The following is a 21691-nucleotide window of genomic DNA, read 5'->3' on the forward strand; positions in this document are numbered from 1 at the left end:
TCGGTCGCGGGGTGCCGAGCGCCAGCAGCTCAAGGTCTTCCTCTTCGCGATCGCGCTGCTACCGATCGTGCCCTTAGGCGACATCGTCCCACTGCTCGACGGCGGGATCCTCCTCGCCGTCGCCAGCGGGGCGGTGCCGGTCGGGGTGGCGGTCGCCATCTTGCGCTACCGGCTGTACGACATCGATCGGGTCATCTCGCGCACCCTGTCGTACGCACTGCTCACTACCGTCCTCGTCGGCGTCTACGCCGCCGGCGTCCTCGGCGTCGGGGCGCTGCTGCCGGGTGGGTCGAGCGATCTGCTCGTGGCTGGCGCCACGTTGGCCGTTGCGGCCCTTTTCCGGCCGCTTCGGGCGCGCATCCAGGGCCTCGTCGACCGCCGCTTCAACCGCTCGCGCTACGACGCGGGGCGGCTGGTCGAGGACTTCGGCCGCCGGCTGCGTGACCGGGTGGACCTCGACGAGGTCGCCGGCGAGCTGCGCGGCGCGGCTGGCCGGGCGCTGCAGCCACGCAGCGTGTCGCTCTGCGTCGTTGCGCCGAGGGTGCCGTCGTGAGTCGCCGCCTCGCCGCGATGCTCGCCTGGGTCCTCGCCGTCGCGGCGGTCGGGGCGGTGGCGCTGACGATCGTGATCGGCTCCACGCTGCCGACCTCCGCTCGGACGACCGCTGGCTTCACCGACTGGTGGCAGGCGTTGTGGCTGTTGAGCTGGGTCGGCTTCCCCCTGGTCGGCGGGTTCGTGGCGTCACGACGTCCTGAGAGCAGGTTGGCGTGGCTGATGCTGCTGGTGGGGACGAGCATCGCTGTGGGCGTGTTAGGCGGTACCTGGCTCCTCCACGAGGTGCGGGTCGCCGGCCGTACCCCCCCAGGCCTGGTGATCTGGTTGGAGGCGTGGATCGTCGTACCCGGCTTCGCCCTCGCCCCGTTCGTGATCGACCGCTTCCCATCAGACCGCCCGGCGGAGGGCCGGTGGCGCTGGGTCGTCCGGACGGCAGCCGCGGCCGTGGCCGTCCTCGTCGGCGCGTCGATGCTGCGACCCACCGTGGTCGAGGGCGACCTCGAGCCGCCGCTCGTCCTCGACAACCCCCTAGCTGCGTTCGGCGGTCTGCCCGAGACCCTGATAACTGCCGCGGCGCTCACCCTGGTGGGGTTCTTCGTCCTCGTGGTGGGTCGGCTGATCCTGCGGTACCGCCGGGCGATCGGCGCGGAGCGAGCCCAGCTCAAGTGGTTCGTGGCCGCGACCGCGGTGTTCCCGCTGCTGTTCGCCGTCGTCCTGCCGACGACGGGGCTCGTGCCGGGCGCGGTCACGGACGGGCTGGTGGCACTCGCGTTCTTCCTGACGCTCAACGGCATCGCGGTCGCCATCGGCATCGCCGTGACCCGCTACCGGCTCTACGACATCGACCGCGTGATCAGCCGCACGCTCGCCTACGCGCTGCTGACCGGGGTGCTCGTCGGGGTGTACGCGTTGGGCGTGCTCGGGGTCGGGGCGCTGCTGCCGGGTGAGCCCAGCGATCTCCTCGTCGCCGGGTCCACGTTGGTCGTCGCGGCGCTGTTCCGGCCGCTGCAGTCGCGCATCCAGGCGCTCGTTGACCGCCGCTTCAACCGCTCGCGCTACGACGCGGCGCGGACGATCGAGGCGTTCGGGGCGCGCCTGCGCGACGAGGTCGACCTCGACGAGGTCGCTGCCGATCTGGGGCGTGCGACCTCGGCCGCCCTCCAGCCGCGGAGCGTGGCCGTGTGGCTGGCGACCGCCGAGGTCAGCTCGTGACACGCCGGCGTGGAGCGTTCTCGGCGGGTCTCCTCGTGGCACTGGCACTGGGTGCCGAGGTGGCGTTCATCCTGGACTCGGGCCTGGCGGCGGGCGAGAACGGTGGCCCGCCGGCCTTCGTGGAGAGCATCCCCGGCGTGCTCGGGTTCGGCCTTGTCGGCGCGTACCTCGTGTGGCGCCGCCCCGACCACCGCGTGTCGTGGCTGGTGGCGGGAGTCGGTCTGTTCGAGTCGATGGCGGCCTACCTCATCGTGGGAGCGAACTGGTGGCAGGCGCGAGGTGGGTCCGGCGCCGGCGCGTACCTCCTCAACGTCTCCGGCGACATCGCGGTCGAGATCGGGCTCGTGCTGGGGCTGGTGCTGCTGCCCGTGCTGTTCCCGACTGGCGAGGTGCCCTCGCGGCGGTGGCGTTGGCTGCCGCCGACCGCCCTCACGCTGGTCGCGGTCAGTGAGGCCATCATGGTCGTGCTACCGGACGTCCGCGAGATCGCGGGTGTCGAGGTCGCCAACCCGCTCGGCATCGCGGCCCTCCGGGCACCGCTCGAGTTGGCGGGCGGGCTGACGTTCGGCCTCACGCTGCTCCTCGTCGTCCCGGCTGCGGCCTCCCTGGTGGTGCGCTTCCGTCGCGCTCGCGGAACCGAGCGGCTCCAGCTGCGCTGGTTCGTCGCGGCGGTGTTGGTCCTGGTCACGGTCGCGGTCACCCTGCTGGTGTGGGCGCTCGCCGCGAACGCCGGGCTCATCGCCGAGGCGAGCGAGCTCACTTTCGATCTGATAGTGCTGGTCCCGGTCACGGCGATGCCGGTGGCGATCGGCGCCGCGGTGTTGCGGTACCGCCTGTACGAGGTGGACCGCGTCATCAGCCGCACGGTCTCCTACGGCCTCCTGACCGGAGTGCTCGTGGGCGTGTACGCGCTCGGGGTGCTCGGGGTTGGGGCGTTCTTGCCCGGCGAGCCCAGCGACCTGCTCGTGGCCGGCTCGACCCTGGTGGTGGCGGCGCTGTTCCGGCCGTTGCGGTCACGCATCCAGACCATCGTGGACCGGCGCTTCAACCGCTCGCGCTACGACGCCAGGCGGACGATCGAGGCGTTCGGGGCGCGGCTGCGTCACGAGGTCGACCTCGACGAGGTCGCGAACGACCTGCGCTCGGCTGCGGCGGAGTCCCTGCAACCGCGCGCGGTGTCGTTGTGGCTCCCTCCCGCGGAGGTGAGGCCCTGAGGTGGAGACCGGTCCCCGCGTCGCCCGGGCTCCCCGCCCGGATCGCCGGCGCCGGCGCAGTGCCAGACGTGACGGCCGGCAGCGGACGAGGTCGCTGGCTGGGGCTCGGTTCTGCCGTGCTGGCCCTGGCGATGCTCGCGACAGGGGCGTTCCTTCAACTGACCGCGCCCGCCCACGCGACCGCGGAGCTGACCGTCGGGGATCGTGTCGCGCCGTTGACGATGCTGATGTTCGCGGCCGTCGGGGGCGTGCTGGTGTGGCGACGCCCCGAGCACCCCTTCGGGTGGGTGATGGTCGTCTTCGCCGCGCTCCAGGGTCTCAACGGCACCACCAGCGCTCTGGTCCAGCGTCACACGCCTCCTGCCTCGATCGTTGTCGATGTGGCCAGCTGGGTCCAGTCGTGGATCTGGATCCCGGCCCTCTCGCTGCTGGCGCTGGGGATCCTGCTGTTCCCCGACGGCCGCCTCCCGTCGCGCCGGTGGCGGCACGTGTTGCGGGTCGAGCTCGTGGGGCTCGTCGGAGTGGTCGTCCTGGCGGTCGCGCTCTGGCCTCACCGCGGCCCCGACCTCGTGGAGCTCGGGGACGCGTGGCCGGGGTTCGCGGGGCGCGTCGGCAAGACCGCCGTGCTGCCGCTCGTCTTCAGCGGTTTCGTGGCCTCCCTCGTCTCGCTCTTCATCCGCTACCGCAACGCGGCGGTGATCGTCCGGCTCCAGCTCAAGTGGTTGATGCTCGCGGTCACGCTGCTCGGTGTCGCCCTGATCTCCGCCGCCCTCGCGGATGTTCTCGGTTTCGGCGGCCAGTGGTGGCAGGACCTGTTCGGTGTCGCCGGGCTGTTCTTCCTGCCCGTGGCCATCGGGATCGCGGTGCTGCGCTACCGGCTGCTCGAGATCGAACGGATCCTCAGTCGCACGGTGTCGTACCTGCTCCTTACCGGCGTGTTGCTGGGTGTCTACGCCTCGGGAGTGCTCGGGGTCGGGACGTTGCTGCCAGGCGAGTCCAGCGACCTGCTGGTGGCGGGCTCGACCTTGGCGGTCGCGGCGCTGTTCCGGCCGCTGCGATCGCGCATCCAGTCGATCGTGGACCGGCGTTTCAACCGGGCGCGCTACGACGCATCCCGCACGGTCGACGCGTTCGGGGCGCGGCTGCGTGATGAGATCGACCTCTCGACGCTCGCTCGAGATCTCCGCGATGTCGCCGCATCCGCGCTCGAGCCGCGCGCGATCTCGGTGTGGCTGCGTGAGGTGCCGCGGTGACGACGTCGCACTCGCCGGAGCATCGGAGTCGCTACTGGCCGTGGGTGGTGGCGTTGTCGTTGACCGCGGTGGCGCTCGGCGGGATCGTCGTCACGGCACGCGACCCGGCGCCTGGGGGGCCGCATCCCGCGAGCACGGTGGTCTCGGTGCTCCTCGTCGTCACGTTCCTCGGCACCGGTGCGGTCATGCTGTCGCGCCGCCCCGATCACGCCGTCAGCTGGCTGCTGCCACTCCCTGGCGTGTACGTGGCGCTGGATGCGGGGCTCGATGTCCTCGAGCTGTTCGTCGGTCCGTCCACGGAGCTGTGGCTCGACTGGGTGACGCAGGCGTCCTGGGCGTGGACGTTCCCGACCCTCGCGATCTTCCTCCCGTTGCTGTTCCCGACCGGGGCACCGCCCACGCCGAGGTGGAGGTGGGTGCTGTGGACCGGGGCGGCGGCCGTCCTCCTCCTGACCACGGGGAACGCGCTCAACCCTGACCTACTCAAGCCGGCCGCCAACCCCGCGGCGATCGGTGAGGGTGCGGCCGAGGCACTCACCGCCACGGGCGGGGGCCTGCTGTTGCTCTCGTTCGTGGCCGCAGCGGTGTCCGCGGTCGTGAGGTACCGCCGCTCGAGGGGCGTCGAGCGCCAGCAGCTGCGGTGGTTCGTGCGAGGTGCCGCGATCGTGCCCTTCGCTTGGATCAACGCCATCGTGCTCGAGCACGGTCCCTACCAGCAGTTCGGAGGCCTCGTCCTGGCGGGCAGCTTGGCCGTGTTGCCGGTCGCCGTGACCGTCGCCGTCCTGCGGTACCGCCTCTACGACATCGACCGCCTCGTCAGCCGCACGCTGTCGTACGCGTTGCTGTCCGGCGTGCTTGTGGGCGTGTACGCGCTCGGCGTGCTCGGGGTCGGGGCGCTGCTGCCCGGTGAATCCAGCGACCTGCTGGTGGCGGGCTCGACCTTGGCGGTGGCGGCGTTGTTCCGGCCACTGCGGTCGCGCATCCAGTCGGTGGTGGACCGGCGCTTCAACCGGTCGCGCTACGACGCGGCGCGGACGATCGAGGCGTTCGGGGCGCGGCTGCGCGACGAGGTCGATCTCGGATCGCTGTCGCAGGAACTGCGAGCTGCGGTCGACGTGACGCTCCAGCCGCGGGTCACGTCGCTGTGGCTCCGGGAAGGTGGAGCGTGAGCAGCACGACGTGGCCGCGAGCTCTCGCGATCGCTGCCCTCATCGCCGGTGCGTTGGTGGCGGTCGCCACGCTCGTGGTGCTGGTCGGCGATGGCGGGTCTGCCCGTGAGATCGGTGGGCGCCTCGCACCGCTGGGCCCAGCGTTGGCGTTCGTCGTCACCGGCGCGCTGATCGGGGCGCGGCAGCCGCACAACCTCATCGGTTGGGGTCTGGTCCTCTTCGGGCTGAACCTGGAAGCGACCGTGCTCGCCGAGGAGTACGCGCGTGTCGCGCTCGCGTCCGGTTCCACGCATGCCAGCGTCGGATGGGCGCTGTGGTTCCAGACCTGGAACTGGGCGCCCGGCCAGGGGATCCTCGCCCTCATCCTCATGCACTTCCCCAGCGGACGCCTGCCCGGTCGCCGCTGGCGGCTGCTCCGCATCGTGACGCTGGCGATGATGGCGATGGTCGTCTTCGACTGGCTACTGGTGTGGCCGGTGCGATCGGATCCGAGCCTGCTGGTCGACACTTCGGCGTTCCCGGAGCTCGCCGGGCGCATCCAAGATCTGGTCGAGCCGTTCGTGTTCGTGCCCCTGCTAGGCAGCATCGCGTCGCTCGTCGCCCGCTGGCGGCGGGCCACCGCGATCGAGCGCCTGCAGCTCAAGTGGCTGTTCCTCGCCGTCGCCGGCGTCGCCGGAGGTCTCGGCACCATGGTCGGGCTGAGCGCTGGACCGGGACGTGGGGCCCCGCTGGTCGCCGAGCTCGCGCTGTTGCTCGGTCTCAGCGCCGTCCCGACTGCCGTCGCGCTCGCGATCCTCCGCTACCGCCTGTTCGACATCGATCACCTGCTCAACCGCACGCTGTCGTACGTCGTGCTCACCGGCGCGCTCGCAGGCGTCTACGCGTTCGGGGTGCTCGGGGTCGGAGCGCTGCTACCCGGTGAGCCCAGCGACGTGCTCGTGGCGGGCTCGACACTGGCGGTCGCGGCGCTGTTCCGGCCGCTGCGGTCGCGCATCCAGTCGATCGTAGACCGGCGCTTCAACCGCTCGCGCTACGACGCCGCGCGGACGATCGAGGCGTTCGGGGCACGGTTGCGGGACGAGATCGACCTGCGATCGCTCCGCGTCGAGCTGCGCGACACCGTCGCCACGACCGTGCAGCCGCGCTCGATCAGCGTGTGGCTGAGGCAGGCCGGGGGCTGACCGCGCCCCGGCGCAGCGTCCTCACGCGGCGTGCCGAGGTCCCGAGGTGAGCCGCGAGAGCGTCGATGCCGTGCCGCATCGTGCGGTCGTGCTCCGCCTCCGCGAGACGGCGGATCGCGGGACCGGCGAGGTTCAGCAGCGCCTTGGTCGTGCGGACGTGCCAGGTCACCTTGCCGAAGGTGACGCCGTCGAGGTCGTCGAGCTCCCAGATGGCTCGTCCCTCCAGGTCGCCGCGGACGGACCACTCGACGACCTCTGGGGTCCGCGCCCGGACCGTGTGGGCCTCGAAGCCCAGAGGGAAGCGCACCAGGTCGAAGCGGAAGCGGTGGAGCGCATCCGTCCCGTCCGCCAGCGGTCTGTGGACGCGCGCAACCTCGCGCACCTCTGGCCACGTGGTGGCCCAGGTGGCCGGCTCCGTGAGCGCCGCCCAGACCCGCTCCGCGCTGGTCCGGATCTCGAACACCGTGCTGAGGTTGTAGCTGGCCATCCGCGTTCCCCCGCGTCGTCGACCGTGTCCCTCGTTCCGCTCTGCAGCATCCCCAGGCAGCGTTCCGGCGCTGTTACGGCTGGTGCGCGCGTCTCCTCACGAGCCAGCCGTAACGGCCCCGGAACGCCCGCGCATGATGATGCCAGCCGGGTTCGACTGGCGCCGGCAGTTGGGAACATCCATCGTGACGCACGATCCTCGCGTCACCGCCGCCATCGTGGCGGCCACGGTCGTTGTCGCTCTCGCGGCGGCGGCCTCGCTGAACGTCTTCGGGGTCGCGTCAGGAGCGGCGGCGTGGCCACAGGTGCTCGCGGAGACGTCGTGGTGGCTCGCGTGGGTGCCGCTCGTGCTCGCGGGAGCCATGGTCGCCGTGCGGCGACGTGAACTGACCATCGGGTGGCTGATGCTGGCCGCCGGGACCAGCATCCTCCTGGCGGCAGCCGCGGGGCAGTTCGGCAACGCGGCGATCATCGGTGACCCGTGGCGCCCCGATCGGATCGCCTTCGTCGAGTGGCTGGCCGTGGCGCTCGACCTCGGCGTCCCCCTCCTGCCCCTCATCGTCGCTCACTTCCCAGAGGGACCGGGTTCCGACCGGCGCTGGCGTCTCCTGTTGCGCATCGGGTGGGGTGCCTTCGTGGTCGGAGCCGTGAGCACAGCCGTCACGCCTTCGGATACCTCGAAGGGCATCGGTGAGGTCGCCCACTTCGACAACCCGTGGGCCTTGGACGGACTCGCTTCAGCCTTCGGAGCGCTCGAGGGTCTGTCGTTCGCCATCCTCGGCCTGCTGGCCTTCGGGGCCATCGGCCGCTTGGCGGTGAGGTTCCGTCGCGCCCCGCTCGTGGAGCGGCAGCAGATCAAGCTGTTCCTGTTCGTCGTGTCGCTCGCCGTGCTGATGCTGTTCGGTGGCAACTGGGTCGGGGAGTCCGTCGCGTTCGCCGACGACTACGTCGCTGACCTGGGCTTCCCCGTGCTCGTGACCGGGATCGCCGTCGCCATCGGTATGGCGGTCACCCGCCACCGCCTCTACGACATCGATCGCCTCGTCAGCCGGACGGTCGCCTACACCATCGTCACCGGGGTGCTCGTCGTCGTCTACGCAGGCGGGGTGCTCGGTGTCGGGGCGCTGGTTCCCGGAGACCGCAGCGACCTGCTCGTTGCCGCGTCGACACTGGTCGTGGCCGCGCTGTTCCGACCGGTCCGGACCCGGGTGCAGCGGTTCGTGGACCGTCGCTTCAACCGTGCGCGCTACGACGCCGCGAGGACCGTCGAGGCGTTCGGGGCGCGGCTGCGCGAGGAGGTCGACCTCGGGGCACTCCGAAGCGAGCTCGGGACGGTCGTGGCCACAACCCTGCAGCCCGCCTACGTCTCGGTCTGGCTGGGCGGGCGGGGCGCGTGATGAGGAGCGGTCAGGTGATGAGACCGACGGGCACGAGGATCGCGGCGAGGGTCAGCAACATGCCCGCGTTGGCGAGCACGAGGTTGCGGGTCTGCTGCAGCCCGTGGTGGAACGAGTCGAGCTTGTCCTCGAAGCGGTCCATCTGCCGTTCGAGGCGTCCGAGACGCTCCGCGACAGGCTCCATCCGGAACTCGAGTACCTCCATGCGGTGCTCGAGCGTGTCACGGTTCTCCGACGGTGTCGTCGGTCGGGACCGGTGCGCCTGTGGACGGTCCGCTCTGCCGTAACGCTTCGGTGACGCTCGAGGAGGAAGCTGGGTGGGTGATGAGGAGGTCGAGGTGACGGCAACGCTCCCACGGGAACGGCGGCTACCGACGCTGCGGGTGCCGCGGCGCCGCAAGCGCCAGGAGGCGGTCCAGGAACTGGAGTTGTCGGTCCCGGAACTCGTTGCCCCGGAGGTCGACATCGCCCCGAACGACCCGGTCCTCGCCTACTTCCAGGCCCATCCCGAGCCGGTCGACGTCGACAGCCTCAAGCTCGAGTCGCCCGGGGTGGAGGCGCTGCGCCAGGCCGGGGTCAAGCTCGTCGTGCCGCTGGTGACGCAGGGCGAGCTCATCGGCCTGCTCAACCTCGGCGAGCGGCTCAGCGAGCAGGAGTACTCGGCCGACGATCGCAAGTTGCTCGAGAACCTCGCCGGGCAGGCCGCGCCGGCGCTCCGCGTGGCGCAACTGGTCCGCGAGCAGGAGGCCGAGGTCCGACGCCGTGAGCGCTACGAGCAGGAGATGCGGGTCGCCACGCTGATCCAGCAGAACTTCCTGCCGAGGGAGCTGCCCGAGCCGAGGGGTTGGCGCCTCAACGCCTTCTACCGGCCGGCGCGGGAGGTCGGCGGCGACTTCTACGACGTCGTCGACCTGCCGGGGGACAAGCTCGGGATCGTCATCGGCGACGTGACCGACAAGGGCGTCCCGGCGGCACTCGTCATGGCGTCGACCCGCAGCGTCCTGCGCGCTTCCGCACAACGGCTGCTCGACCCGGGCAAGGTCCTCGAGCGGGTCAACGAGCAGCTCGTCGGCGACATGCCTCCCAAGATGTTCGTCACGTGCCTGTACGGGGTGCTGGAACCGGCGACCGGCCGGTTCGTGTTCGCCAACGCCGGTCACAACCTCCCCACGATCAAGTCGGCGACCGGTGCGGCCGAGGTCCGCGCCACCGGGATGCCACTGGGCCTCCTGCCCGGGATGGAGTACGAGGAGGCCGAGATCACGATCGGCCCCGGCGAGACCGTCGTCGTGTACAGCGACGCGCTCCCCGAGGCCCACGCTCCCTCCGGAGAGATGTACGGCTTCCCCCGACTCGTCGACGCAGTGGCACGCTGGACCAAGGGTGAGCTCATCGACGGGCTCATGAACGACCTGCACGCCTTCACCGGCGACGAGTGGGAGCAAGAGGACGACATCACGATCGTGACCCTGCGACGCACCGACATCGTCGGTTACGCGGCAGGTGAGGAGGATGTCACGGAAGCGACCGGGAACGCCGAAGGCCTGCTCGACGACCCTGGCGAGCCCATCGCCACGTTCACCGTCCCGAGCCAACCGGGCAACGAGCGCCAGGTGATGGAGCGCATCGCCGACGCCATCGCCCACCTCGTTCCGAGCGACCGACTCGAACGGATCAAGACCGCGGTCGCCGAGGCGACGATGAACGCGATCGAGCACGGCAACCACAACGACGCCAGCCTGCTCGTCGAGATCCGGGTGTTCGCCAGCCAGCACGCGCTGGTGGTGCGGGTCACCGACCAGGGTGGTGGCGAGCCGCCGGCACTCACGGGCGAGCTACCCGACCTCGAGGCGAAGCTGCGGGGCGAGCAGACGCCCCGCGGCTGGGGCCTCTTCCTGATCAAGAACATGGTCGACGACCTGCACGTGTGGGCCGACGACGCGCACCACACGATCGAACTGGTCGTTCGACTGGATGGAGAGCAGGATGGCTGACTTCCACGCTGGCGTCCGTCACCACGGCACGACCGCGATCGTCGAGCTCCACGGCGACATCAACGGCGCAGCCGACCAGGTGCTCAACGACGCCTACGCCCAGGCCACCACGTCGGAGCCGCGGGCGGTGCTCCTCGACTTCAGCGACGTCGAGTACCTCAACTCGACCGGCATCGCGCTGATCGTCGGCCTCCTCGCGGAGGCGCGGAAGACCAGCCGGGCGGTGCTCGTGTGTGGCCTGTCCGACCACTTCCGCCACATCTTCGAGATCACCCGACTGGCGGACTTCATGAGCTTCTTCCCCGACCAGGCGAGCGCTGTCAGCGGCGACCTTCCCGCTCCGGCGTGACCCGTGACCCGAGGAGAGACACCGTGACGGAACAGAACGCCTCGTTCGACGTCCGCTCCGCAGGAGGGACGAGCAGCATCATCGACGTCCACGGCGATGTCACGCCCGCGTGCGAGGACGCGCTCATGGAGGCTTGGACCAAGGCCAGCGAGTCCAGCGCCGACGACGTGATCATCAACTTCACCGACCTCGAGTACATGAACAGTGGTGGTATCGGGCTGCTGGTCACCTTGCTCGTCCGTGCCCAGCGCCAGAAGCAGCGTCTGGTCGCGTACGGCTTGAGCGACCACTACCGCCAGATCTTCGAGCTCACACGTCTCGACGATGCCATCACGATCTGCGACGACGAGGATGCGGCGCTCGCCGCAGCGAGTTAGTGCTCAAGCAGCGAAGCGGTAGCACAGCCGAGTGCTCAAGTAGCGAAGCGGTAGCACGATCATGAGGAGGACGACCATGGAGACCCCCACCCCTCCGCAGCCGCGGGGCAGCGAGAACTGGGCGAAACCGGTCACGCACCTCGACGTGACCGCGGCTGAGGACGGTGCCGACGCGGGCTCGGTCACGGGGCGCCGGTTGGCCGGCCCGGTCCAGGGCTTCGGCAAGATGTGGCAGAAGACCTACCGCGTTGCACTTGGGCCCAGCCTCACACCAGAGCACGTGATCGCCGAGTGGAGAGCGCACTACGGCGAGTTCTGGCCGGCGGGCAACCGCTTCTACGCACCCTTCGCGGGCGTGAAGCCAGGCGAGGTCGCACTCATCAGCGGCAAGGCCGGAGGCCTGAAGCTGTCGACGGGCGTCCTGGTGCTCTACGCCGACGACGTGTCCTTCTCGTTCCTGACTCCGGAGGGTCACCCCTTCGCCGGGCTCATCACCTTCTCGGCGGACGCGGAGGGAGGCGCTACGACCGCGCAGGTACAGCTCCTGATCCGTGCCCAGGATCCTCTGGTCGAGTTGGGGATGGCGTTCGGCGGGCACCGCAAGGAGGACCGCATCTGGATGCACACCCTCAGCGCACTGGCGGCGCACCTCGGGGTCGCCGACGCGGAGGTCGAGAAGAAGCTCGTGTGCGTCGACAGGAAGCGGCAGTGGAACCGCGCCGGCAACGTCAAGCACGACGCCGTCTTCTACACGCTGCGCAAGCCCTTCCGGCGCCGTCGCAAGCCCGCCGCCTGAGCACCGGCTCCAGCGATGTGTGGTTGACGCGGGATGCCGCGGCACCCACGCGTCCATGACGTCGGGGCGGGGGGGATCGGCGCGTACCCTCGGACCGTCGTCCCCGGAGGCTCCCCGTGCAGGTCCGGTCCGCGTTCCTCGTCGCTGGCGTGCGCACCCCCATCGGCCGCTACGGCGGGGCGCTGGCGTCGGTTCGTCCCGATGACCTGCTAGCGCTCGCGTTCCGTGCGCTGGTCGAGCGCACCGGGCTCGACCCAGCCAACGTCGACGAGGTCGTCGCCGGGTGCGCGAACCAGGCCGGCGAGGACAACCGCGACGTCGCGCGGATGTCGGCGCTGCTCGCCGGGTTCCCGATCGAGGTGCCCGGCATCACCGTCAATCGGTTGTGCGCGTCGGGGCTCGCCGCCATCGTCCACGCCTACCGGGCCATCGCGGTGGGCGAGGGAGACCTGTTCGTCGCCGGGGGTGTCGAGTCGATGTCCCGCGCCCCGTACGTGATGGCCAAACCCGACGCGCCCTTCAAGAGCGGGGCGCCGGAGGTCGTCGACTCCGCGCTGGGATGGCGCTTCGTCAACCCCGCGATGGCGGCGATGCACCCGCCCATCGCGATGGGCGAGACCGCCGAGAACCTCGTCGAGCGCTACGGCGTCGGTCGCGACGAGCAGGACGAGTTCGCACTGCGCTCCCACCGCGCCGCGCTGGCCGCGTGGGACCGCGGCTTCTACGAGCCCGACGTCGTGCCCGTCGAGATCGCCCAGCGCAAGGGCGACCCGATCGTCGTTGAGCGCGACGAGGGCCCGCGCCCCGACACGTCGCTCGAGAAGCTGGCGCGGCTGCGTCCAGCCTTCCGTGAGGGCGGCACGGTCACGGCAGGGAACGCGAGCTCGCTCAACGACGGGGCGGGGGCCGTCCTGGTGGCGTCCGAGGACGCGCTCGCACGTCACGGTCTGACTCCCGTCGCGCGCATCGTCGCCACCGGCCAAGCTGGTGTGGACCCCTCGTGTATGGGCATCGGCCCGGTGCCGGCTACGCACATCGCGCTCGAGCGCGCCGGGTGGAAGGTCGACGACGTCGACACCGTCGAGCTCAACGAGGCCTTCGCCGGCCAGTGCCTCGCGGTCCTCCGCGAGCTGCCCTTCGATCTCGAGCAGGTCAACCCGGACGGGGGCGCCATCGCGCTGGGCCACCCACTCGGGATGAGCGGTACACGCCTCGTCCTGACCCTGATGCGTCGGATGCAGCAGGACCCCGGCATGCGACGCGGCCTCGCGACCCTGTGCGTCGGTGTCGGTCAGGGCGAGTCGATGCTCGTCGAGTCGGTGCTGTGAGGCGCAGCCTCGCGGCACTCTCGCTCGTCCTCGCGTTCGTCGGGGCGTCGTGCGCCGAGGAGGAGGCACAGCGCGATCCCGTCGGGCCCGACGACGGACTGCAGCTCACCGGCCAGCTCGCGGGCAAGCGCTACGCCGTCTCCGACGGCGAGCCCGAGGTCGTCCACGGGGACTGCGACCCCAACGACGGCCTCGACGTCGACCTGTGCGTGATCGCACGGACCGTCGACGGTCAGAACTTCGGAGTCGTCTTCGAGAACCCGGACGCGCTGATCCCGGGAGAGACCGTGCCCGTGTCGCACGTCGGATGCGTGGCCGAGCAGTGCGATGCGCACCGCGACAGCGTGCTGCTGGAGGTCCGCGTCGATGGCTCACCGCTACCGGCCACCGGCGGCAACGTCACCGTGACAGCTGCCGGCCCACCACGCTGGACAGGGGAGCTGAGCGTCCGCTTCGCGGACGGCGGTGGCCTCTCGGGCTCCTTCAACGTCCAGCCCGGCCTCATCGACTGACACTCGATCGCGGTGTCACTTCGTCCGCTCGAGCCGACGAAGTGACTTCACGCTCTCGCTCACACGGCTGCGGACCGGGCCTCGATGCCCAGGCGGAAGCGCTCGAGGTCGACGACGCGCTGCTCGAACGATCCCCGAGCGACGAGACGCGTCCCCCACCGCACGATGACCTCGCACACCAGCTTCTGAGCTCCGACGTTGGCAACGGTCGCGGTCAGCGTGACCGTCGCGCCCACGGGCACCGGCTCGCGGTGGGTCACCTCCAGGTGGTAGCCGACGCCCTCCTCGCCCGGTTCGAGGTGGGGGACGAGCAACTGGCGGCAGACCTGCTCGACGTGCACCACGAGCGCCGCTGTCCCGTAGACGGGGTGGACCTGGTCGTCGCCGATCGTGGCGGCCATCGACTCATCCACGGTGACGTCGAGGGACGCGGTCTCGCCGCGGGCGGGTCCTGGGCGCATGGTGGCGGAGTATCGACGCTGGTCGGGCTCCGGCACAACCCCGTTCAGGAACCGTCCTGGAACACGGCCTCGCCGGCATCCGACACGGGCGTGTCCTCGACGAGCGCGTCCAGCGTCACGTCCGGGGGAGCTGCACTCGCCAGGACGACGAGGGGATCGGCGTGGCGGTTGTCGATCGCGTGTGGACTCCCGGCGGGCACGAGGATCGACCCGAGCGCCGCCAGGCCGATCTCGCCCTCGTCGGTCACGAACCAGCCGTGCCCCCCGATGACTGTGTAGGCGACGTCCACGTCCTCGTAGCTGAGGACGGTGGTCTCCTGCTGCGGTTCGAGGCACCACAGGTCGATGGTGAGGACCTCGGTGGCGAACACGCGGACGCGGGTGGCGGAGGCCTGCGAGAACCGCACGTAGTCGCGCAGGTCGACCGGACGGACCACGGATGGCGTCGTCGATCCCGTCCGGTGCTCACGCGCGTCCTCCACGGCCCCAGCGTAACCGTCGCCCCAGCTAGTCTCCGCGGCGTGACCACCTCCGCGCCGCGCGCGCTCGTGTCTCTCCTCGCCGCGCTGGTCGCCACCGCTGTGGTGAGCCTGCTTCCAGCGGCCATCGCGAGGGCTCAGCAGGGCTGCACACCCGGTGCGACGCCCTACGAGGGGCTCCCCGGCGCCTCGCTGACACCCGAGGTGCACGTCAGCCAGGACGTCGACCCGGTCGTCTACGTCCGGTGGCGGGGAACGGTCCCCAGCTTCGACGGCCTCCCGCTGTCGGTCGACGTGACCGTCCCCTGCGGCGCCAGCGGGCCCCAACCGACGGTGCTCATGGCGCACGGGTTCACCGACGACAAGACCATCTGGCAGGAGACCGGCAAGAGCGACCGGGTCGTGTCCGAGGAACGCCCCGCGACCAACACCCACTGGAACAACATCTGGTTCGCCTCCCGGGGCTACACGGTCGTCAACTACACCGCGCGCGGCTGGCGCGACTCGTGCGGTCCCGACGTCCTCGGCGCGACGCCGGTCACACCCGCTCCCGCCTGCCTCGACTACGAGTACTGGATCCACCTCGATGACAAGAGATGGGAGGTCCGTGACGCCCAGTGGTTGCTCGGCGCGCTCGTCCAGAGCGGCCACGCACGCCCCGACCGCCTCGCGATGATTGGGGGCTCCTACGGCGGTGCCCCGACGCTGATGGCGGCCCTACTCGCCGATCGCATCGTGTGCGGGGGGGCGCCGGTCCCCGACGAGCTGGGGGTCGATCCGTGCGACGGCATCGCCAGCGGCGAGCTCGCGGCGTGGACCACGCCGGACGGCTCACGGACGCTCCAGCTCGCGGTCGCCGTCCCGCTCATCACCTTCGGCGATCTGGTGCAGGTGCTGGCGCCCAACGGTCGCACGTCGGACGGCTGGCAGCACGCCCCACCGCACGGCGACGTCACCGCTCCCATCGGGGTGCCGATCGAGTCAACCCTCGCAGGTCTGCTCGCAGCCGGTAACGCCTCGGGACACTTCGCGCCACCCGGTGTCGATCCGACCTCGGACATCCTCGTCGACGCGACCCGTGTGCTCGCCGGCAACCCCTTCCCGCCGGAGGACCCCATCATCGCCCGCGCCGTGCAGGTCTACCGCGACCTCAAGTCCCCCATCACGATCGCTCCGCAGGGCCGCGTCCCCGTGTTCTGGGTGCACGGGCTGACCGATCCGCTGTTCCCGGCGTTCGAGCCGTTGACGGTGATGAACGCGGTCCAGGCTGTGGACCAGGCCTACCCGTTCAAGCTCTTCCTCGGCGACGTCGGTCACGACTACACCGGCCAGCGCGAGGACGAGTGGGCCGCGGCGATCGAGCGCATGAACGACTTCGTCGACCACCACCTGCGCCCCGACCGGACCCCGCTGCCGCCGACGTACGACGTCACCGCCACGGTCACGCGCTGTCTCGACCACGACGCCCCGATGCGGATCGCCGTGGCGGACACGTGGCACGACCTACACCTCCACCACGTCACGTTCACGAGCGCTGAGGGAGGCGCGACCTCGACCTCCGCCCCCGGACCCGCCGCACTCGCGACGGACCCCATCTCGACGGCGACCCTGCCGCTCCCTGGCAGCTACAAGGGCTGCCGGATCATGCGACCGTCGGAGCCCGACCCGGCCGCGGTGACCTACCTGTTCGAGGTCGAGCAGGACGTGACCCTGATGGGCGGTCCCGTGGTCGAGATCGCCTACTCGACGACGGGGCCCGAGGTGCCGTTGAGCGTCCGCCTGTGGGACGTCGCGGCGGACGGCAGCGAGCAGGGCCTGGTCACCCGGGGGACCTACCGCATCGCGGAGGGGCCCGCGTCCGGTGGTGCACGGTTCCAGCTCGCGCCGCAGGGCTACCGGTTCCCCGCGGGGCACCGGATCAAGGTCGAGGTCGTCGCCAACGACGCCCCCTACTACCAGGCGAGCAACATCCCCGCGGTCGTGAGCGTGGACGGGCTCGAGCTCACCCTCCCGCTCCTGGAACCTCCCTCGGCTCGCGACGACGGCGTGTCGCCGTCTCAGCCTCCCGGCACCGGGACGGGCCGCCCGGCACCGTTGCCCGCCACCGGCGGCCTGCCGGCGCTCGCGGCGCTTGCGGTCCTCGTCATCCTCGGGACGGGCACCCTCGCTCGCCGGCGTTAGGCTCGCCGACGAGCTGCCGAGGAGAGTCCGTCGTGCCGACGTTCGACGTGTCCAGCGCCGCCCTCCACAAGGCCGAGGTCGACGCACTGGTCGTGCCGGTGTTCGCGGTCGAAGGCGACGGCGGGCTGGCACTGGGTCCTGGAGCGGCCGAACTCGCCGCGACGCTCGACATCGACCTCGCTGCGGAGCTCGAGGCGGTCGGGTTCGATCCCGCAGCGGGGAACACGACGCGGATGCCGATCCGCGCCGACATCCCGGCCTCCACCCTCATCGCCGTGGGTCTGGGAGAAGCGCCCGACGTCGATGCCGAGGCGGTTCGCCGTGCCGGGGCAGTGGTCGCTGCCGCCACGATGCGCCTGACGTCGATCGCCACGACCGTCGCCGGGGCGGTCATGGAGGCGACCGATCCCCGGCTGGCCGCGCAGGCGTTCGTCGAGGGGGTGCTCCTCGGCACGTACCAGTTCGACACCTACAAGGCCGAGTCGGAGACCTCCAGCCTCACCAACGTCCGTCTCCACGCCGCCGGTCCGGTCAAGGCCGGTGCGCTCAAGCGCGCCATCGCCTCCGGCGAGCCCATCACGGATGCGGTCGTGCTGGCTCGCGATCTCGTGAACGAGCCCTCCGGCGCGAAGCGCCCACCGGCGCTGGCCGACCGGCTCAAGGACGTGTTCAAAGGGACCGGTGTCAAGGTCAGGGTCCTCGACGAGGAGGCGCTCCAGAAGGGGGGCTACGGCGGTCTCCTCGGCGTGGGCGCCGGCTCGGACGCGCCGCCTCGGCTCGTCGAACTGACGTGGAAGCACGACAGGGCCAGGAAGCACATCGCGCTGGTCGGGAAGGGCATCACGTTCGACTCCGGGGGCCTGTCGCTGAAGACCTCCAACGGCATGCAGACCATGAAGATGGACATGGCGGGGGCGGCCAGCGTCGCCGCGGCGATCAAGGCGGCCGCGGACCTCGACCTGCGCGTGAACATCACCGGGGTGTGTGCGCTCGCGGAGAACATGCCGTCGGGGAGCGCCATCCGGCCGGGCGACGTGCTGACGATCCGGGGCGGCAAGACCGTCGAGGTGCTCAACACCGACGCCGAGGGTCGGCTCGTCCTGGCGGACGCGTTGCAGCACGCGAGCGAGAAGGCCCCCGACGCCATCGTGGACCTCGCGACATTGACCGGCGCGATCATCATGGCGCTGGGTCCCAAGATCGGCGGCCTGTACTCCACCGATGACGACCTCGCGGCGTCACTGCTGGATGCCTCCGAGCGCACCGGTGAGCCGCTGTGGCGCATGCCACTGGGACTCGAGGAGTACGGCGAGGAGCTCAAGGGCGATATCGCCGACGTCAAGAATCATGGCTGGAGCGGCGCTGGACCGACTCGGGCAGCGCTGTTCCTCCACGCGTTCGTCGGGGAGGGCATCCCGTGGGCGCACCTCGACATCGCCGGCATCGCTTGGCGCGACACCGAGGACGGCTACATCAAGAAGGGGGCGACGGGCGCCCCGGTGCGCACGCTCGTGGAGTGGTTGCGCAGTCTCTGAGCGCTCGACACGGGGCGCGTCTCGAGCCTTGATGAGGAGGGCGAGGTGGGCGAGCACGTACACGGCGGCCGGATCATCGCCCGTGTACTCCGGGCCGAGGGCATCGACGCCCTCTTCACGCTGACCGGCGGCCACATCTCGGCGATCTACGACGGCTGTGTCGCCGAAGGCATCCGCGTCGTCGACGTGCGCCACGAGCAGGCCGCGACCCACGCCGCCGACGCGTACGCACGCCTGACCCACCGCCCGGGGGTGGCCGCGGTGACCGCCGGCCCTGGGCTCACCGACGCCATCACCGGCGTGGCCAACGCCTACTACGCGGACAGCCCGGTGCTGCTGCTCGCGGGACGCAACCCGCTGTCGCTCGAGGGCATGGGGGCGCTGCAGGACGCCCCACAGATCGAGCTCCTACGGCCGGTCACCAAGCGCGCCGAGGTGGCGTTGCAGACCGACCGACTCGCCGAGATCGTCGGCTACGCCCTGCGGTCGTCGCTGTCGCCCCGCATGGGACCGACCTTCGTGGACCTACCCATGGACGTGCTCATGGTGGCCGTCGACGAGGACACGGTCGTCGCGCACGAGGGGCAGCGCTTCACCGCCCCGGCCGGCCCCGATCCCGATGCCGTCGTGCGTGCGGTTGAGCTGCTGGCCGGTGCATCGAACCCCGTCGTGCTGTCCGGATCGGGGACCTACTGGGCACGAGCCTGGAACGACTTGCGTGGCGTGGTCGAGGTCGGCGCGTTCCCGCTGTACGTGAACTCGATGAGCCGGGGCATCCTGCCCGCCGACCACCCCAACCTCCTGGCACTGACAAGACGGCACGCGCTGCGGAACGCCGACGTGATCCTCGCGCTCGGGATCGACTTCGACTTCCGCCTCGGCTACGGGCGGGGCGAGGGCTACGCGGACGACGTCGCGGTCATCCACGTGGACCCGCAGGCGGACAAGGTCGGACACAACCGCAGGGTCGAGCTCGGCGTGGTCTCCGATGTCGGGGCCTTCCTCCGGGCGCTGCTGGAACACGAGGGCAAGTTCGGCGTGACCAGCGAGCGCTCTTGGCTCGCCGAGCTGCGTGACGAGGAGGCGAGCCGACGCTCGGCACGGGCCGAGGAGGCCAGCAGCGACCAGACGCCCATCCATCCGCTGCGCTTCGCTGCCGAGGTCGCCGAGTTCGTCGACCGCGACGCGGTGCTGATCGGTGATGGTGGCGACATCGTCGCCGTCACCGCGGGCTTCACCGAGGTGAACCTGCCCGGGCACTGGATGGACCCAGGACCGTTCGGCTGCCTCGGCGTCGGCGCGCCGTTCGCGCTCACGGCACGGCTGGTCCGCCCCGATCACCAGGTCGTCGTGATCCACGGCGACGGGTCGTTCGGCTTCAACGGCTTCGAGTACGAGTCCGCCGCACGGCAGGGACTGCCGTTCCTCGGGGTCATCGGCAACGACGGGGCGTGGGGCGAGATGAAGGCGTTCCACGAGCGCGTCTACGGGCCCGAGGCCATGGTCGCACAGGATCTGTCCCAGGAGACGAGGTACGAACTCGTGGTCGAGGGGCTCGGCGGCCACGGCGAACGCGTCGAACGGCCCGACCAGCTACGGCCCGCCCTCGAACGTGCGGACACGGCGGTGCGGGACGGTGTCCCGGCCGTCGTGAACGTGATCCTCGACCGGTCGTTCCGACGCGTCTCGGCGACGGCGTACGGCGCCTAGCTCGCCTGGGCGGTGTCGGCGGACATCTCAGCCTCGGGCTCGCCCCCAGCTTGCGCGAGCTTGTCGAGGAACCGCTGGCGGTCGATGATGACGCGCCGGTGACGGATCCTGGCGACGATCGCATCGCCATCGCGCACCATGACCTGGAACTCGAGCCTGCGCCCGTGGTGACCGATCAACGTGGCCTCCGCGGTCACGCGTGCCCCGACAGGGGTCGGCCGCTCGTGCTCGATCTCGGCGAACGCCCCAACCGATGTCTGGCCCTCGGGCAGCTCGCCCGCGATCGCGTGCACGCAGGCACGCTCGGCGAGCACGAGGACGATCGGCGTCGCCAGCACCGGCACGTCGCCGGAGCCGACCACGGCCGCCGTGTGTTCGTCGAGGACCTCGAGCTCCTCGACGTCCTTCAGACCTGGATCGCACTCACCCATGACACGTTCCTCATCCCACGGGAACCGACCGAGGGTAACGCGGTTCGTGCCCGCCGTCTGCTCGTCGCCGAAACCGGTCCCGGAGGTTGGTCACCGTCGACGGAGGCTGGCACCATCCGCCTCCCGGCCGCTGTCCGCCCGGGTCACCCCCTGACCGGAGGGACCGTTGAACGTTCCCGCTGCCGTGCTCGCCGTCGTGCTCGCCGAGGCGGCCGTCGGCGGTCTCGCCATCCTCTGGGCGTCGCCGACCTGGCGTGCCGTCCGTCACGGCTACGAGATCCTGCTCGGCTCGACGCTCGCGCTGATGGCGCTGGGCGCGTGGGCGTCCCTGCGCACCCCTCTCGACAGCGTCATCGAGTCGGCCACGACCGACACCCCCGTGCAGGCCGCGACGTGGACGGGGCGTGGGTTGGCGGCGGTTGCGATCCTCGCCGGACTGTCGGCCGTGCTCCTGCTGACCCGGCAGGCGATGGCTGGCCGGATCGTGGGGATCGTGTCCGCGGTTGTCGGTGTCGTCACCCTCGTCCCCCTGGCGCTGCTGCGCACCGCCACCGACTCGCCCGGCGGGTTCCCCCAGGGACTCATCGAGCTGCTGCTCGGGGCGTTCTTCCTCGGTGCCGTGTGGGACGGACTGATCCTCGGCCACTGGTACCTGGTCGAGCGGCGTCTGTCGAAGAGCTACATGGAGTGGATGGCGCGCGTGAACATCGCCGCCGTCATCGCCGGTGCCCTGGCGGTCCTCCTCAGCGCACGCAACCCGGTGCCCTGCGCCGGCCTCACCGGCAGGGATCTGGAGCTGTGTGCGCTCACGTTCTCGCCGCTGCTGTCGATCGGGAGCACGACACTGCTGCTGGGCTTCGGTGTGGTCGCGCTCGTCGCGATCATCGCGGGGTTCAACTACAAGCTCGCCCAGGAGGGCGGTCGCTCCATCCAGGCCGCCACGGGCATGTTCTACCTCGCCGTCATCCTCGCCCCCGCCGCCGAGTTCGCCGCCAAGGTGAGGTTCTTCTAGCGAGCAGTTCCAAGCCGCGGAAGCGAAGCGACGCGGCTATCCAGAAACCCGCGCGCGGG

22 protein-coding genes are annotated in these 21691 nt (G+C 70.8%); 17 read left to right on the plus strand and 5 right to left on the minus strand.

The genetic code is table 11. The annotated features are described in order from the left end of the window. The 6 genes from KY469_15375 to KY469_15400 form a co-directional block, all read left to right on the plus strand. On the plus strand, positions 1-553 hold a 553-nt coding region (locus tag KY469_15375; protein MBW3664480.1), incomplete at its 5' end, for a hypothetical protein. After that, on the plus strand, positions 550-1767 hold the full coding sequence (locus KY469_15380) for a hypothetical protein (GenBank protein ID MBW3664481.1): 1218 nt from the start codon (positions 550-552) through the stop codon (positions 1765-1767). The genes KY469_15375 and KY469_15380, both read left to right, overlap by 4 nt. After that, entirely contained in the window at positions 1764-2981 is a 1218-nt protein-coding gene (locus KY469_15385) for a hypothetical protein (protein MBW3664482.1), read from the plus strand. Before KY469_15380 ends, KY469_15385 begins: the two co-directional genes overlap by 4 nt. A gap of 116 nt (positions 2982-3097) precedes the next feature. After that, on the plus strand, positions 3098-4234 hold the full coding sequence (locus KY469_15390) for a hypothetical protein (protein ID MBW3664483.1): 1137 nt from the start codon (positions 3098-3100) through the stop codon (positions 4232-4234). After that, positions 4231-5403 carry a hypothetical protein gene (locus tag KY469_15395; protein ID MBW3664484.1) on the plus strand — a complete coding sequence of 391 codons (1173 nt, stop codon included), beginning with the start codon at positions 4231-4233 and terminating at the stop codon, positions 5401-5403. The genes KY469_15390 and KY469_15395 overlap by 4 nt, the downstream gene beginning before the upstream one ends. After that, entirely contained in the window at positions 5400-6584 is a 1185-nt protein-coding gene (locus tag KY469_15400; protein ID MBW3664485.1) for a hypothetical protein, read from the plus strand. Before KY469_15395 ends, KY469_15400 begins: the two co-directional genes overlap by 4 nt. Here KY469_15400 and KY469_15405 read toward each other — a convergent pair. Further along, complete coding sequence (locus KY469_15405; GenBank protein ID MBW3664486.1) at positions 6553-7071, minus strand: SRPBCC family protein; 519 nt, start codon at positions 7069-7071, stop codon at positions 6553-6555. The two genes, KY469_15400 and KY469_15405, sit on opposite strands and share 32 nt — an antisense overlap. Positions 7072-7255: 184 nt before the next feature. On the opposite strand from KY469_15405, the gene KY469_15410 reads away from it, so the two are divergent. Further along, complete coding sequence (locus tag KY469_15410) at positions 7256-8467, plus strand: hypothetical protein (GenBank protein ID MBW3664487.1); 1212 nt, start codon at positions 7256-7258, stop codon at positions 8465-8467. A 10-nt stretch (positions 8468-8477) separates the two neighbouring features. Here KY469_15410 and KY469_15415 read toward each other — a convergent pair whose 3' ends face one another. After that, positions 8478-8672, minus strand: a complete 195-nt coding sequence (locus KY469_15415; GenBank protein ID MBW3664488.1) for a hypothetical protein — start codon at positions 8670-8672, stop codon at positions 8478-8480. 112 nt (positions 8673-8784) lie between these two features. Between KY469_15415 and KY469_15420 the strand changes: the two genes are divergently transcribed. The 6 genes from KY469_15420 to KY469_15445 all read left to right on the plus strand — a co-directional run bounded on the left by KY469_15420 (position 8785) and on the right by KY469_15445 (position 13823). After that, a complete protein-coding gene (locus KY469_15420; GenBank protein ID MBW3664489.1) occupies positions 8785-10461 on the plus strand; it encodes a SpoIIE family protein phosphatase in 1677 nt (558 codons plus the stop codon). Then, positions 10454-10810: an STAS domain-containing protein gene (locus KY469_15425; GenBank protein MBW3664490.1), complete on the plus strand. Its 357-nt coding sequence runs from the start codon at positions 10454-10456 to the stop codon at positions 10808-10810. The genes KY469_15420 and KY469_15425 overlap by 8 nt, the downstream gene beginning before the upstream one ends. A 23-nt stretch (positions 10811-10833) precedes the next feature. Next, the gene (locus KY469_15430; protein MBW3664491.1) at positions 10834-11187 is read left to right on the plus strand and encodes an STAS domain-containing protein; all 354 of its coding nucleotides are present in this window, start codon (positions 10834-10836) and stop codon (positions 11185-11187) included. Between the two features lie 76 nt (positions 11188-11263). Next, positions 11264-11983, plus strand: a complete 720-nt coding sequence (locus KY469_15435) for a hypothetical protein (GenBank protein ID MBW3664492.1) — start codon at positions 11264-11266, stop codon at positions 11981-11983. Positions 11984-12099: 116 nt separating this feature from the next. After that, positions 12100-13311 (plus strand): acetyl-CoA C-acyltransferase, encoded by a 1212-nt coding sequence (locus KY469_15440; protein MBW3664493.1) that lies wholly within the window; start codon positions 12100-12102, stop codon positions 13309-13311. Further along, complete coding sequence (locus KY469_15445; protein ID MBW3664494.1) at positions 13308-13823, plus strand: hypothetical protein; 516 nt, start codon at positions 13308-13310, stop codon at positions 13821-13823. The genes KY469_15440 and KY469_15445 overlap by 4 nt, the downstream gene beginning before the upstream one ends. A 59-nt stretch (positions 13824-13882) precedes the next feature. Here KY469_15445 and KY469_15450 read toward each other — a convergent pair whose 3' ends face one another. Together KY469_15450 and KY469_15455 are read right to left on the minus strand one after the other, a co-directional pair. Then, a complete protein-coding gene (locus KY469_15450; GenBank protein ID MBW3664495.1) occupies positions 13883-14224 on the minus strand; it encodes a thioesterase in 342 nt (113 codons plus the stop codon). A gap of 104 nt (positions 14225-14328) precedes the next feature. Continuing rightward, complete coding sequence (locus tag KY469_15455) at positions 14329-14721, minus strand: hypothetical protein (GenBank protein MBW3664496.1); 393 nt, start codon at positions 14719-14721, stop codon at positions 14329-14331. Between the two features lie 84 nt (positions 14722-14805). On the opposite strand from KY469_15455, the gene KY469_15460 reads away from it, so the two are divergent. Genes KY469_15460 through KY469_15470 form a run of 3 tightly spaced genes read left to right on the plus strand, consistent with a single transcriptional unit; the run spans position 14806 to position 20189 of the window. After that, positions 14806-16944 carry a hypothetical protein gene (locus KY469_15460; protein MBW3664497.1) on the plus strand — a complete coding sequence of 713 codons (2139 nt, stop codon included), beginning with the start codon at positions 14806-14808 and terminating at the stop codon, positions 16942-16944. Positions 16945-16976: 32 nt separating this feature from the next. Beyond that, on the plus strand, positions 16977-18479 hold the full coding sequence (locus KY469_15465) for a leucyl aminopeptidase (GenBank protein MBW3664498.1): 1503 nt from the start codon (positions 16977-16979) through the stop codon (positions 18477-18479). Positions 18480-18524: 45 nt separating this feature from the next. Beyond that, positions 18525-20189 carry a thiamine pyrophosphate protein central region gene (locus KY469_15470; protein ID MBW3664499.1) on the plus strand — a complete coding sequence of 555 codons (1665 nt, stop codon included), beginning with the start codon at positions 18525-18527 and terminating at the stop codon, positions 20187-20189. On the opposite strand, the gene KY469_15475 is transcribed toward KY469_15470, so the two are convergent. Next, positions 20186-20620 carry a thioesterase gene (locus KY469_15475; protein MBW3664500.1) on the minus strand — a complete coding sequence of 145 codons (435 nt, stop codon included), beginning with the start codon at positions 20618-20620 and terminating at the stop codon, positions 20186-20188. The genes KY469_15470 and KY469_15475 overlap by 4 nt on opposite strands. A gap of 166 nt (positions 20621-20786) precedes the next feature. Between KY469_15475 and KY469_15480 the strand changes: the two genes are divergently transcribed. Then, on the plus strand, positions 20787-21632 hold the full coding sequence (locus tag KY469_15480; protein MBW3664501.1) for a hypothetical protein: 846 nt from the start codon (positions 20787-20789) through the stop codon (positions 21630-21632). Positions 21633-21691: the final 59 nt, after the last annotated feature.

It is taken from the genome of Actinomycetota bacterium (genome assembly GCA_019347575.1).
Classification (GTDB): domain Bacteria; phylum Actinomycetota; class Nitriliruptoria; order Nitriliruptorales; family Nitriliruptoraceae; genus JAHWKY01.